This window comes from Pseudomonas sp. GW821-FHT09A09 (assembly GCF_059418405.1).
Genome location: NZ_JBWKPU010000006.1, coordinates 106,979 through 120,426, shown reverse-complemented (window position 1 = coordinate 120,426; position 13,448 = coordinate 106,979). Strand labels below are relative to the sequence as shown.

The following is a 13,448-nucleotide window of genomic DNA, read 5'->3' as shown; positions in this document are numbered from 1 at the left end:
TCAGGCGAATGAACTATGACCGGCGCTCTGTTTGCATAACAGACTCAGCTATTGCGATAAAAAGCGGATCAGATGAAGCGCGTTTCACCGCCTGCGACAATGTGCTGCACCCCGTGTCGCAAGGGGTGCAGGCCATTGACGAAGGTGCTGATACAGATCAATCAAATCACCGAATCACTGTCGGTGGCCTTCAAGTGCTTACGCCCGTCCTTGGCGCCGGCAACGGTCAAGGCGTCGGCCTCGGCTTCTGTGATGTACACCCGGTCGGCGCCCAGTTGCACAAATGACATGGCTTTGGCGCTGTCGGTGCTCACCGTCACTTGCTCAGCGGGCAGGCTCTGTTCCTGGCCGTTCTCATCGACCTTGAAGCGGCAGGTGTGGCTTTCGATACGTACAGGCATGACACGTTCCTTTTCTCAGGCTGGTAAAGATTGGGCTTGGCCAGGTCCTCCAACGTTCCAGGCAACTGACTGACGGTCGCCGCTGTCCATCCATTACCCATAACGACAAAGGAACGCATCCATGGACGCCTGGTGGCATGAAGTGTGGCAAACCCTGCAGGCCGAATTCGCCGATATCGGCGATGCCCGGCAGGTGACACAGATTACCGTGCGCCTGCTGATTGCCGCTGTGCTGGGCGGCATCCTCGGGTTTGAACGAGAGAGCAAGGGCAAGGCGGCCGGGGTGCGCACCCATATGCTGGTGGCCTTGGGGGCTGCCCTGTTTGTGTTGGTACCGCAGATGTCTGGCAGCCAGGCGGATGCCATGAGCCGGGTGTTGCAGGGTGTGATTGCGGGGATCGGGTTCCTCGGGGCTGGCACCATCCTCAAAGGCAAGGAGGATGAGGCGGGACAGCACGTCAAGGGCCTGACCACCGCAGCCGGGTTGTGGATGACGGCCGCCATCGGTGTGGCGGCGGGGCTGGGGCGCGAGTCGACGGCGGTGCTGAGTACGTTGCTGGCCCTGGCGGTCTTCAGCCTGATGCCGAGGATCGTCAAACTGCTCGAAAAGGAACCGTGAGCGGGGTTGAAGCATTGACTCAGCTTTGGCCGCCTGGGCCTTCGCGTCGCATCTTTTCGATTTTACCTTTGCTCAGGCGGCCACCGAAATCGTTCAACTCTTTGGTGTTAGCTTTCGTCCCGAACATTCGCGTCTTGAGGTTTTTCAGGTTTTCATTCGAGCTGCTTAAAAAGTTGGCGAAATCGCCAAGCTCCGCATCGAATGCTTTAAATAGCATTTCGAGATTTCTGTATTTGGCCTGATGCAGGTATTTATCACCTAACCCTTTGAGGCATGAATTCTGGTTGGCTTCGAGCTTGTTCTTGTCTAGACGCTCGCCAATTTTTTCAAGAGTCTTGGCGTTCGCTTCAGCATTTTGACCTTGCAAACATTGGCTGATATTGGCTTGGGTCATGAGTGGGCGGAGCTTGGTGAGGATCGCACGCGACTTGTCCGAGTCGGGGTTGTTCATGAGTTCTTCGATGTTTTCCGGGGTCAGCAGTGCGTTCAATTCATTGACGGTATTATCCCCTTTTCCCGGGGCAGGCTGCGTGGGCGGTGTGGACCAGTTTGGGCCAGAGCTCGGTGTTGGATTCGGGAGATTGGCGGGCGGTGATGAGTGACGTGGCGGCACGTTGGTGTTTTGCCCAGTACCGGCAGGGGGGACGTAATGCGGATTGATGATCGACATGGTTTTGGCCTCGTGGGAGTTCAACAAAACGCTACTGCCAGCAACCTGACCAGAGCGTTTACGCACACGAGTATAAGGACGTCGAATCGTGGTAAAACGGGGTGTAGACCGATAGTGCTGTAAGGCATTTCGCTAATTGTAGTGAAAGGACGGCTCTCATACGCAGGTGCTGAAAAGGGCCCGGCGTCGAGCACCGAGCCCCTGCGTGTATGAGCGTTTCAAACAATGACGGGCGGCATTGTCGTCGGCGGTTCCTCCACCGCAGGCGGCTCGTTTTCAGGCGGTTCTTTCTCCGGAATCGGCTCTGGTTCGCTGGGCGGCAGGGTCGGGTTGTCGATATTCGGGTCCGGCGTTTCAGCCGGGATCGGGATATTCATCGGTGTGGCCTCCTTTGTGCTTTGCTCTATCGGTGGACAGCCGGCGCGGCGAATTGATTCCCCGCTCAATGGCGGCACATCCACCTGAACTTTTAACCGGGGCCCGGGCTCGGACCTATGACGGCCCGCTCAGGGAGAGCTTCGCCGTATCAGAATTCGGATCAAGCAAAGAGCGTCCACAGGGCGTAAGGGGAAGATGCTCGATGACTGCTGAAACACTGGCTCCAGACGATTCCATATTGCCGCTGTCCCAGGCCTTGCTGTTGCCCAGGATCGCCATCGAAAGCACCACACCCGTGATCGACGGCGGCGAATTTGCCGTCAAGGCCGTGGTTGGCCAGCGGGTTCACGTGACCAGCAAGGTGTTCGCCGACGGTCATGACAAGCTCGCTGTCTTGATCCGCTGGCGCCCGCTGCGCGATGAAAGCTGGCACAGCGTGGTGATGACTGACGTGGGCAACAATGGCTGGGAGGGGGCGTTTACCGTCGAAGCGCTTGGGCCCCACGAATATTGCATCGAGGCCTGGATCGATACCTTCGCCAGTTTCTGCTACGAACTGCGCAAGAAACACGAGGCCGGCGTGCCGGTCAGCCTGGAGTTGCAGGAGGGGCGCAGCCTGGTGCTGCAAGCGGCCGAGCGCAGCGACAACGAACTGCGCGACCGTCTGATGTTGTTGCACCATGAACTCTCGGGCTTGCTGGAAACCGAGCAGGTCGCGCAGTTCCTGCACGAAGACAGTGCACACCTGATGACCCAGGCCGACCACCGTGCCTACTTGAGCATCAGCACCGTGTACCCGATCGATGTGGAGCGTACGGCTGCGCAATTTGCCAGTTGGTACGAGTTGTTTCCCCGCTCGATCACCGACGATCCCTCCCGTCACGGCACCTTCAATGACGTGCACTCGCGACTGTCGATGATCCATGACATGGGCTTCGACGTGCTGTACTTCCCGCCGATCCACCCCATCGGGCGTAGCCACCGCAAGGGCCGCAACAATTCCCTCACGGCCGGGCCGGACGACCCGGGCAGCCCTTACGCCATCGGTAGCGAGGACGGCGGCCACGAGGCGATTCACCCGCAACTGGGCAGCCGCGAAGACTTCCGCCGCCTGGTCAAGGCCGCCGCCGAGCATGGCCTGGAAATCGCCCTGGATTTTGCTATCCAGTGTTCCCAGGACCACCCGTGGCTCAAGCAGCACCCGGGCTGGTTCAACTGGCGGCCGGACGGCACGATCAAATACGCGGAAAACCCGCCGAAGAAATACCAGGACATCGTCAACGTCGACTTCTATGCGGCGGACGCGATTCCGAGCCTGTGGACTGAGTTGCGTGACATCGTGGTGGGCTGGGTGGAAGAGGGCGTGAAGACTTTTCGCGTCGACAACCCGCACACCAAGCCGCTGCCGTTCTGGCAATGGCTAATCAGTGACGTGCGCGCCAAGCACCCGGAGGTGATCTTCCTGGCGGAAGCCTTTACCACCCCGGCGATGATGGCGCGGCTGGGCAAGGTCGGTTATTCCCAGAGCTACACCTATTTCACCTGGCGCAATACCAAGGCCGAACTGAGCGAATATTTCACCCAGTTGAACGAGTCGCCCTGGCGCGAGTGCTTCCGGCCGAACTTTTTTGTCAACACGCCGGATATCAACCCAGGCTTCCTGCACGAATCTGGCCGCCCGGGTTTCTTGATCCGCGCGGCGCTGGCCACCATGGGCTCGGGCCTGTGGGGCATGTATTCGGGCTTTGAGCTGTGCGAAGCCGCACCTGTGCCGGGTAAAGAGGAATACCTGGATTCGGAAAAGTACGAGATCCGCGTCAGGGATTTCACCGCCCCCGGCAACATCATTGCCGAGATCGCCCAGCTCAACCGTATCCGCCGGCAGAACCCGGCCTTGCACACCCATCTGGGGCTCAAGCTGTACAACGCGTGGAATGACAACATCCTGTATTTCGGCAAGCGCAGCGAGGATGGCAGCAACTTCATTCTGGTGGCGGTGAACCTCGACCCCTATAACGCCCAGGAAGCGAATTTTGAGTTGCCGCTGTGGGAATTGGGCCTGCCCGACGATGCCCAGACCCAGGGCGAAGACCTGATGAACGGCCATCGCTGGACCTGGTACGGCAAGACCCAATGGATGCGTATCGAGCCGCACATGCCGTTCGGTATTTGGCGTATCACCGTTTCCTGAGCCGATGGAGAACCCCTGTGGGAGCTGGCTTGTCGGGTCGCCGCATCACTGCGATAGCGGTCTATCAGCCAGCCTTTCTGGCCCTGACACACCGCTATCGCAGCGATGCGGCGACCCGACAAGCCAGCTCCCACATTGACCGTGCTCCATCGGGCAAATGTCAAAGAATTCCAGGAGTTTCCAATGGCGAAGAAACCCACACCGTCCACCTTCATCAAAGACCCGCTCTGGTACAAGGACGCGGTGATCTACCAGGTTCACGTCAAATCCTATTTCGACGCCAATAACGACGGTATCGGTGATTTTCCAGGGCTGATCGCCAAACTGGACTACATCGCCGACCTGGGCGTGAACACGATCTGGCTGCTGCCGTTCTACCCCTCGCCACGGCGCGACGACGGCTATGACATCGCCGAATATCAAGGTGTGCATAGCGACTACGGCACCCTGGCCGACGCCAAGCGCTTTATCGCTGAGGCCCACAAGCGTGGTCTGCGGGTGATCACCGAGCTGGTGATCAACCATACGTCCGACCAGCACCCCTGGTTCCAGCGGGCACGCAAGGCCAAGCCCGGCTCGGCGGCGCGGGACTTTTACGTGTGGTCCGATGACGACCAGAAGTACGACGGCACCCGCATCATTTTTCTCGACACCGAAAAGTCCAACTGGACCTGGGACCCGATGGCCGGCCAGTACTTCTGGCACCGTTTTTATTCCCACCAGCCGGACCTGAATTTCGACAACCCGAAAGTCATGGAGGCGGTGCTGTCGGTGATGCGCTACTGGCTCGACATGGGCATCGACGGCCTGCGTTTGGACGCCATTCCGTACCTGATCGAACGCGACGGCACCAATAACGAGAACCTCCCCGAAACCCATCAGGTGCTCAAGCAGATTCGCGCCGAAATCGATGCGCATTACCCCGACCGCATGCTGCTGGCCGAAGCCAATCAATGGCCCGAAGACACCCAGCTCTACTTTGGCGACAAAAAGGGCGACGACGGCGACGAGTGCCACATGGCCTTCCACTTCCCGTTGATGCCGCGCATGTACATGGCGTTGGCACAGGAAGATCGCTTCCCCATCACCGACATTCTGCGCCAGACCCCGGAGATTCCTGCCAATTGCCAGTGGGCGATCTTCCTGCGCAACCACGATGAATTGACCCTGGAAATGGTCACCGACAAAGAGCGCGACTACCTGTGGAATTATTACGCCGCCGACCGTCGTGCACGGATCAACCTCGGCATTCGCCGGCGCTTGGCGCCGTTGATGGAGCGTGACCGTCGCCGTGTCGAACTCCTCAACAGCCTGCTGTTGTCGATGCCCGGCACGCCCACCCTGTATTACGGCGATGAAATCGGCATGGGCGACAACATCTACCTGGGCGACCGCGATGGAGTACGCACGCCGATGCAATGGTCCATCGACCGCAATGGCGGTTTCTCCCGTGCCAACCCGGCCAGCCTGGTGCTGCCGCCGATCATGGACCCGCTGTACGGCTATCAATCGGTCAACGTCGAGACCCAGACCCAAGACCCGCACTCGCTGTTGAACTGGACCCGGCGCATGCTCGCCGTGCGCAAGCAATCCAAGGCATTTGGCCGGGGCAGCTTGAAAATGCTCTCGCCGAGCAACCGGCGCATCCTGGCGTACACCCGGGAGTTCACTGGAGAGGACGGCCGCACCGAGATCATCCTGTGCGTGGCCAACGTGTCGCGCAGTGCCCAGGCGGCCGAACTGGACCTGTCGGCCTTCGCCGGCATGGTGCCGGTGGAGATGCTCGGCGGGAATGCCTTCCCGCCCATCGGCCAGCTAAATTTCCTGCTGACGTTGGCGCCCTACGGTTTCTACTGGTTCGTGCTGGCGGCGGAAAACCAGATGCCGAGCTGGCATGTGGAGCCGGCCCAGAGCATGCCGGACTTCACCACATTGGTCCTGAAGAAACGTATGGAAGAACTCCTGGACGCGCCGTGCCGCGACACCCTTGAGCACACCTCATTGCCGGCCTGGCTGCCCAAGCGCCGTTGGTTTGCTGGCAAGGACGCCGCCATTGACCGCGTGCATATCGCCTACGGTGTGCGCTTTGGCGACCCGCAGCACCCGGTGTTGCTCAGTGAAATCGAGGTGACCAGCGACGGCCAGGTCAGCCGCTATCAACTGCCGCTGGGGTTTCTGGCCGAAGACCAGCTCACCACGGCGTTGCCCCAGCAGTTGGCGCTGGCCCGGGTACGGCGCACGCGCCAGGTCGGGCTGGTGACCGATGCCTTCAGCCTTGAGGACTTTATTCGGGCGGTCATCCAGGGCTTGCAGACCGGTACGGTAATTGATTCCAGCGATGGTCCCCTGCGCTTTGCCGCCACACCGCACCTGGCGGCGCTGCAACTGACCGATGAGGCGCAGGTGCGTTACCTGTCGGCCGAGCAATCCAACAGCTCGGTGGTGGTGGGTGAAAGCCTGGTACTCAAGCTGATCCGCAAGGTGGCCTCCGGGGTGCACCCCGAACTGGAAATGAGTGCCTATCTGACCGAGGCGGGTTATCCGAATATTTCGCCGCTGATGGGGTCGGTGATCCGCCGTGACGGGCAAGGGCAGGACAACCTGCTGATGATTGCCCAGGGTTACCTGAGCAATCAGGGCGATGCGTGGGCGTGGACCCAAAACAGCCTGGAGCGGGCGATCCGGGATGAGCTGGCCGAGGCGATGTCCGAGCAGGAACAGCACTACAACGCCCTTGGCGAGTTGCAGGACTTTGCCGGGTTGCTGGGGCAACGCCTGGGAGAAATGCACGTCGTCTTGGGCGCAAGCACGCCGAACAAGGACTTCGCGCCTGAAATGACCACGGCGAAGGACACCCAGGCCTGGGCCCGGGATGTGGGCGCGCAGCTCGACCGGGCGCTGCAATTACTCAAACTTCATGAAACCCGGTTGAACCCCGCGGATCAGGCGTTGGTCAGTGAATTGCTGGCCCGGGAAAAAGCCATAGGCCGTTACGTGCAGGCCTTGGCCAAAGCCACGAAAGGCGGGCTGCGCATCCGGGTACATGGGGACTTGCACCTGGGCCAGGTACTGGTGGTACAGGGCGATGCCTACCTGATCGACTTTGAAGGGGAACCGGCGCGTCCGTTACATGAACGGCGTGGCAAGCACAGCCCTTATAAAGATGTGAGTGGCGTGCTGCGCTCGTTTGATTACGCGGCGGCCATGGCCCTCAATGTTCAGGGCGTGGATCACTCGCCCGAAGCGGAGTTGGCGCGCAGACGGGTAACCGAGCGTTACCTCAAAGAGGCGCGCGAGGCATTTATCCAGGCTTATCAGGCAGCTACGTCTACACTGGCGCATGACTGGCAGGATGCCAACGGCCAGGACGCAGCGCTGACGTTGTTCAGCCTGGAGAAGGCCGCGTACGAAGTGGCCTACGAAGCGGAAAACCGCCCGACCTGGTTGCCGGTGCCCCTGCAAGGGTTGCACGGTTTACTCAGCGGGGTCGCTTCCAGTGAGCAAGCACCTATATCGAAAACTGCACGCGGTGGGGAGACGTCATGAGCTTTACACATAAAGAACCGCTGCAACCAAAGTTGACTGCATTACCGGCAGCCAAAGATGTCGAGGCGCTGGTACGCGCCGAACACCATGACCCGTTCTCGATTCTCGGGCCCCATGATGACGAGCAGGGCGGCCAATTCATCCGCGCCTTCCTGCCGGAAGCCTTGAGTGTCCAGGTACTGGCACGCGACAGTGGCGACCCCATCGGCAGCCTCAATGCGACCCAGGTGCCGGGCTTGTTTGTCGGCCACTTCAGCACGCGCCAGGATTACCTGCTGAAAATCCAGTGGGCCGGTGGCGAGCAGATCACCGAAGACCCCTACAGTTTCAGCCAATTGTTGTTGGGCGAAATGGACCTGTACCTGTTTGCCGAAGGCAACCACCGGGACCTCAGCAGCTGCCTGGGCGCTCAGGTGACCAGCGTCGATGGCGTGCAGGGTGTGCGCTTTGCGGTGTGGGCACCGAATGCGCGGCGGGTGTCGGTGGTGGGCGACTTCAATATCTGGGACGGTCGCCGTCACCCGATGCGCCTGCGGCATCCGTCGGGCGTGTGGGAGATCTTTATCCCACGCCTGCAACCGGGCGCGGCCTACAAGTACGAGATTCTCGGCAGCCACGGCATTTTGCCGCTCAAGGCTGACCCGGTAGCGCTGGCCACGCAGTTGCCTCCCGACACCGCGTCAAAGGTCGCCGAACCGCTGCAGGTCGAGTGGCAAGACCATGAGTGGATGCAGGCGCGGGTCGAGAAACAGAAGCACACCGCGCCGCTGTCCATTTACGAACTGCACGTGGGGTCCTGGCAGGCCGAGCTGGACGAGGCGGGCGAAGTGGCGCGCCAGTACAACTGGCGTGAGCTGGCCGAGCGCTTGATCCCCTATGTGCAGCAATTGGGCTTCACCCATGTCGAGCTGATGCCGATCATGGAGCACCCGTTCGGCGGCTCCTGGGGCTACCAGGCACTGTCACAATTTGCGCCGACTGCGCGGTTTGGTTCGCCGCAAGACTTTGCCTACTTTGTCGACGCCCTGCACCGGGCGGATATCGGTGTGATCCTTGACTGGGTGCCGGCGCATTTTCCTACCGATACCCACGGATTGGCGCAGTTCGACGGCACCGCGCTGTACGAATACGGCAACCCCCTGGAGGGCTTTCACCAGGACTGGGACACCTTGATCTACAACCTGGGTCGCACCGAAGTGCATGGCTTTATGCTGGCCTCGGCCCTGCATTGGCTCAAGCATTTCCACGTGGACGGCCTGCGCGTGGATGCCGTGGCCTCGATGCTGTACCGCGACTATTCGCGCAAGGCCGGCGAATGGGTGCCCAACCGCCATGGCGGCCGCGAGAACCTGGAGGCCATCGACTTTTTGCGCCACTTGAATGACGTGGTCGCCCTCGAAGCGCCCGGCGCCTTGGTGATCGCCGAAGAGTCCACGGCCTGGCCCGGCGTGAGCCAGCCAACCCAGCAGGGTGGCCTGGGCTTCAACTACAAGTGGAACATGGGCTGGATGCACGATTCGCTGCACTACATCCAGCAGGATCCGGTGTACCGCGCCCATCATCACAACGAGTTGAGCTTCGGCCTGGTGTACGCCTGGTCCGAGCGTTTTATCCTGCCGATCTCCCACGATGAGGTGGTGCACGGCAAGCATTCGCTGATCGACAAGATGCCCGGCGACCGCTGGCAGAAGTTTGCCAACCTGCGCGCCTACCTGGCGTTCATGTGGATGCACCCGGGTAAGAAGCTGCTGTTCATGGGCTGCGAGTTCGGCCAGTGGCGCGAGTGGAACCACGACCAGCAACTGGACTGGTACTTGCTGCAATACGCCGAGCACAAAGGCGTGCAAAAACTGGTGGGCGATTTGAACCGTCTGTACCGCGAGGAACCGGCGCTGCACGAGCAGGACGACGCGCCCCAGGGCTTCCAGTGGCTGATCGGCGACGACGCGATCAACAGCGTCTACGCCTGGCTGCGCTGGAGCAAGGATGGCCGGCCGGTGCTGGTGGTCGCCAACTTTACCCCGGTGCCGCGGGAGGCCTATGGCGTGGGCGTACCGTTTGCCGGGCGCTGGAGTGAGGTGATCAACAGCGATGCCGACACCTATGCCGGCTCCAACTACGGCAACGGCGGGGCGGTGTTTACTCAGGATGAGCCACGTCACGGGCAACCGGTGTCGCTGTCGCTGAATTTGCCGCCCCTTGGCGTGCTGATTCTGCGGCCGGAACCGCTTTAAGGGCTCTACCGTGCTGGATTCTGTTGTCCGCGCTACTGGCAGGGTGCCACAATGGCGCCTTTGTCGTGGCAGTCGAAGCAGGCGGATTTCATGAACGGCCTTGGGCGTGGGCGGGACCAGGATTGTTTTATCGAGGAGCAGGTGCGAACGGACCGTTTGCACCAGCTGTTTCGTCAGTCGTTCGCCGCCATTTTCGGCAGTTACCTGGGCGCCGCCATGCTGTGCTGGCTGTGCTGGGATCGCTTCGACCATAAGGTGATGCTGATCTGGATGGTGGTGCTGGCGGTCACCTCGCTGCTACGCCTCAAGATGTTCATGGACTGGTTCCGCTGCCCGAACATCGAACGCACTCCCGACCGTTGGGAGCGCCGCTATTGGGTTACGCTGATGCTGTCGGCCGGCGTCTGGGGCCTGGGTGCCCTGGCCGTGATGCCCACCGACGACCGTGTCTCCCAGGTGCTGGTCATGCTGTTTACCGTCGGCATGTCGGTCAGCGCGGTGTCCTGTTACTCGGCTTATCGCTACATGACCCTGGGCTCCATGGGCCTGGTGTTGCTGCCGTGCACGCTGTGGCTGCTGTTTCAGCCGTCGTCGATGCAAGTGGGCGTGGCGATTGCGGTGCTGGTGTTCTCGACCTTTGTGGTCAGCGCCACGCGCAAATTGTCTGACGCCCTGGAAAAAGCCTTTCGCCTGACCCGGCAGATGGAACGCGCCCACAATATCTCCACCCGCGCCGCACAGACCGACGAGCTTACCGGGTTGATGAACCGTCGCGCCTTCTTCGAACACGCCCAGTTGTTGTACGCCCAATGCCGGCACAACCAGCAGCCGCTGAGCGCGCTGATGATGGACATGGATCACTTCAAGGACATCAACGACACCTACGGCCACCAGGCGGGTGACCAGGTGTTGCGTCAGATTGGCGGGGTGATCAGCGCGTCGTTTCGCCAGGCCGACGTGTACGGCCGCCTGGGTGGTGAAGAGTTTGCCGTGCTGTTGCCCAACACCTCATTGGAAACCGCCCGCGACATCGCCGAGCAACTGATCAAGGCAATTTCCGGCCTGGCCGCCGAACCCGTGCACGGCCTGACCGCCAGCTTGGGCGTGGCCACCACCCGCAGCCTCGACCAGGACCTGCACAGCTTGATGAACACCGCCGACAAGGCGCTGTACCGGGCCAAGGCCCTGGGGCGCAATCAGGTGGCGGTGGCGGAGTAGGCCTCAGTCCCGGGCCATCGACTTGGCCAACGCCCGTGCCACCTGCTCGGCCGAGTAGGGCTTGGCCAGGAACTCAAAGCCTTCATAGCCGCTGTCGGCCAATTCTTCGCTGTAGCCCGAAGTGAGCACCACCGGCAGGTCCGGGCGGCGTTGGCGCAGCAATCTGGCCATCGCCACGCCGGTCATGCCCGGCATGACCACGTCCGAGAAAATTCCGTCGAAGGCCATGGCATCCGCCCCGGCCAGTGCCAGTGCCTGTTCGGCATCGGTGGCCCAGGTGGTCTGGTAGCCCAGATCCTGCAGGATCTGGTTGGCAAATCGGCCCACTTCAAGGTTGTCTTCCACAATCAGGATATGTCGCAGGGCGGTGTCGGGCAGCGGAGCGTGTTCTTCGGCAAGCGCGGTGGGTTGCAGGATGGGCGGTGCCACTTCGGGCAGGTACAGGGTAAACACCGTGCCGCGCCCGAGGGTGCTGGCCACATCGACGTTGCCGCCCGATTGCTTGGCAAATCCGAACACCTGGGACAAGCCCAAACCGGTGCCTTTGCCGACGGCCTTGGTGGTAAAAAACGGCTCGAAAATGCGTTCCACGTTGTCGCCGGGAATGCCGCTGCCGGTGTCGGTCAGGGACACGGCCACACACGGCTGGCGCACCTCGGCCTCCCCGCGAATGCGCGGCAAGGCCGGCACGCTGGCCACGCGCAGGGTCAGTTGGCCCTGGCCGTCCATGGCGTCACGGGCGTTGAGCGCCATGTTGATCAAAGCGGTTTCAAACTGGCTGGAATCGACGCGTACATGACACGGCGTGGCAGGCAGCTCAATCTGCACGTGGATGCGCGCACCGGTCACGCTTTCGAGCATTTCGCCGATGTTCTTGACCCGCAGGCTCACGTCGAAGACTTCCGGGTTCAGCGGTTGGCGACGGGCGAAGGCGAGCAGTTGGCTGGTGAGCTTGCTGGCCCGCTCGACGGTGTCGGAGACGGCGCCCATGTAGCGTTGGCGGCGTTCTTCGGACAGCCCGGGCTGGCGCAGGAAGTCCATGGACGAGCGAATGATGGTCAGCAGGTTGTTGAAGTCATGGGCCACGCCACCGGTCAATTGGCCGATGGCTTCGAGTTTTTGCGATTGGTGCAGGGCGGCTTCGGCCTGGGTCAGCGCGGTGGTGCGCTCTTCTACCCGTTGCTCCAGGGTGGCGTTCAATTCGGTGATGGCCGTCAGCCCGTCGCGCACTGCCGCGTCGGCGCGCACGCGCTCGATATGCGCCCAGGAGCGTTCGGTGACTTCGCCCACCAAGGCCAGGTCGTAAGGTGACCAGACGCGGGCGTTCTTGTGATGCACCGCCATCAGGGCCGTCAGGTGCCCGTCCTTGATCAGTGGGAAGCACACCGTCGCCAAGGCGCCGAGGGCCTGGTAGCTGGCGGCTTCGTTGGGGGCGAACTCCACGCGGTTGTCATGGATTACCAGCGGTTCGCCTGCGCGCAAGCGGCGCACTGCCAGCTCGCCGAACGACGCCAGGCTGTAGCGCCCGACGATGCTGGGTGACCCGGGCGCGGCCCAGTTGCCGCGAATGGTGAAGCCGTCCTGGTCGTCGTCCATGTCGGCATACGCGCAGTTCGACACGTGCAGGTGCTCGGCCAGCAACCGCGTGGTGCTGGTCATGATGGCTTCTGCATCGATGGCATTGGCCACTGCACTGCCGATGGCGTCCAGCACCGCCAGACGGCGCGTGAGAAACACGGTAGCGGTGGTTTCGGTGACGGTATTGAGCATGCCCACGACTTTGCCCAGGGAGTCGCGGATCGGGCTGTAGCAGAAGGTAAAATACGCCTGCTCGGCCCCGGCGCCGCGTTCGATCACCAGCGGGAAGTTCTCGACATAAGTCGCATGCCCTTCGAAGGCCGCCTGGGCGATGGGGCTGACCTCTGCCCAGGCTTCACGCCACACCTCGTTGAACGGACGCCCCAGCGCATAGGGCTTGTCGCCCAGGATCGGGGTCATGGCATCGTTGTAGAGCATGGTCAGGTGAGGGCCCCACGCGATGGACTGCGGGAAGCTGGAGGCAAAGCACAAGGCTACGGTGGTCTTGAGGACATCGGGCCACTGTTCCAACGGGCCCAAGGGCGTGGTTGCCCAATCATGCTGGCGTACCCGCTCAGCCATGTCGCTGCTGCTTTGCAGCCAATTCATCATT

Annotated in this window: 9 protein-coding genes; 5 read left to right on the top strand and 4 right to left on the bottom strand. The window is 61.5% G+C overall.

Annotated elements, in window-relative coordinates; translation table 11 throughout:
• Positions 1–161 precede the first annotated feature (161 nt).
• Positions 162–401 carry a DUF3203 family protein gene (locus AC07OV_RS07175; protein WP_176998365.1) on the bottom strand — a complete coding sequence of 80 codons (240 nt, stop codon included), beginning with the start codon at positions 399–401 and terminating at the stop codon, positions 162–164.
• Between the two features lie 121 nt (positions 402–522).
• Here AC07OV_RS07175 and AC07OV_RS07170 point away from each other — a divergent pair, with 121 nt between their 5' ends.
• A complete protein-coding gene (locus AC07OV_RS07170) occupies positions 523–1,020 on the top strand; it encodes an MgtC/SapB family protein (protein WP_176998364.1) in 498 nt (165 codons plus the stop codon).
• A gap of 19 nt (positions 1,021–1,039) precedes the next feature.
• On the opposite strand, the gene AC07OV_RS07165 is transcribed toward AC07OV_RS07170, so the two are convergent.
• A complete protein-coding gene (locus AC07OV_RS07165; RefSeq protein WP_495091903.1) occupies positions 1,040–1,690 on the bottom strand; it encodes a hypothetical protein in 651 nt (216 codons plus the stop codon).
• Positions 1,691–1,908: 218 nt separating this feature from the next.
• Positions 1,909–2,067 carry a hypothetical protein gene (locus AC07OV_RS07160; protein WP_176998362.1) on the bottom strand — a complete coding sequence of 53 codons (159 nt, stop codon included), beginning with the start codon at positions 2,065–2,067 and terminating at the stop codon, positions 1,909–1,911.
• 203 nt (positions 2,068–2,270) lie between these two features.
• Here AC07OV_RS07160 and AC07OV_RS07155 point away from each other — a divergent pair, with 203 nt between their 5' ends.
• From AC07OV_RS07155 to AC07OV_RS07140, 4 genes are all read left to right on the top strand, one after another.
• On the top strand, positions 2,271–4,259 hold the full coding sequence (locus AC07OV_RS07155; protein WP_495091902.1) for an alpha-1,4-glucan--maltose-1-phosphate maltosyltransferase: 1,989 nt from the start codon (positions 2,271–2,273) through the stop codon (positions 4,257–4,259).
• Positions 4,260–4,442: 183 nt separating this feature from the next.
• The gene (gene treS, locus AC07OV_RS07150) at positions 4,443–7,805 is read left to right on the top strand and encodes a maltose alpha-D-glucosyltransferase (protein WP_495091901.1); all 3,363 of its coding nucleotides are present in this window, start codon (positions 4,443–4,445) and stop codon (positions 7,803–7,805) included.
• The gene (gene glgB / locus AC07OV_RS07145) at positions 7,802–10,039 is read left to right on the top strand and encodes a 1,4-alpha-glucan branching protein GlgB (RefSeq protein WP_495091900.1); all 2,238 of its coding nucleotides are present in this window, start codon (positions 7,802–7,804) and stop codon (positions 10,037–10,039) included. The genes treS and glgB overlap by 4 nt, the downstream gene beginning before the upstream one ends.
• A gap of 51 nt (positions 10,040–10,090) precedes the next feature.
• Complete coding sequence (locus tag AC07OV_RS07140) at positions 10,091–11,257, top strand: GGDEF domain-containing protein (protein WP_494997061.1); 1,167 nt, start codon at positions 10,091–10,093, stop codon at positions 11,255–11,257.
• 3 nt (positions 11,258–11,260) lie between these two features.
• Here AC07OV_RS07140 and AC07OV_RS07135 read toward each other — a convergent pair whose 3' ends face one another.
• A complete protein-coding gene (locus AC07OV_RS07135) occupies positions 11,261–13,447 on the bottom strand; it encodes an ATP-binding protein (protein ID WP_495091899.1) in 2,187 nt (728 codons plus the stop codon).
• Between the last annotated feature and the right edge of the window lies 1 nt (position 13,448).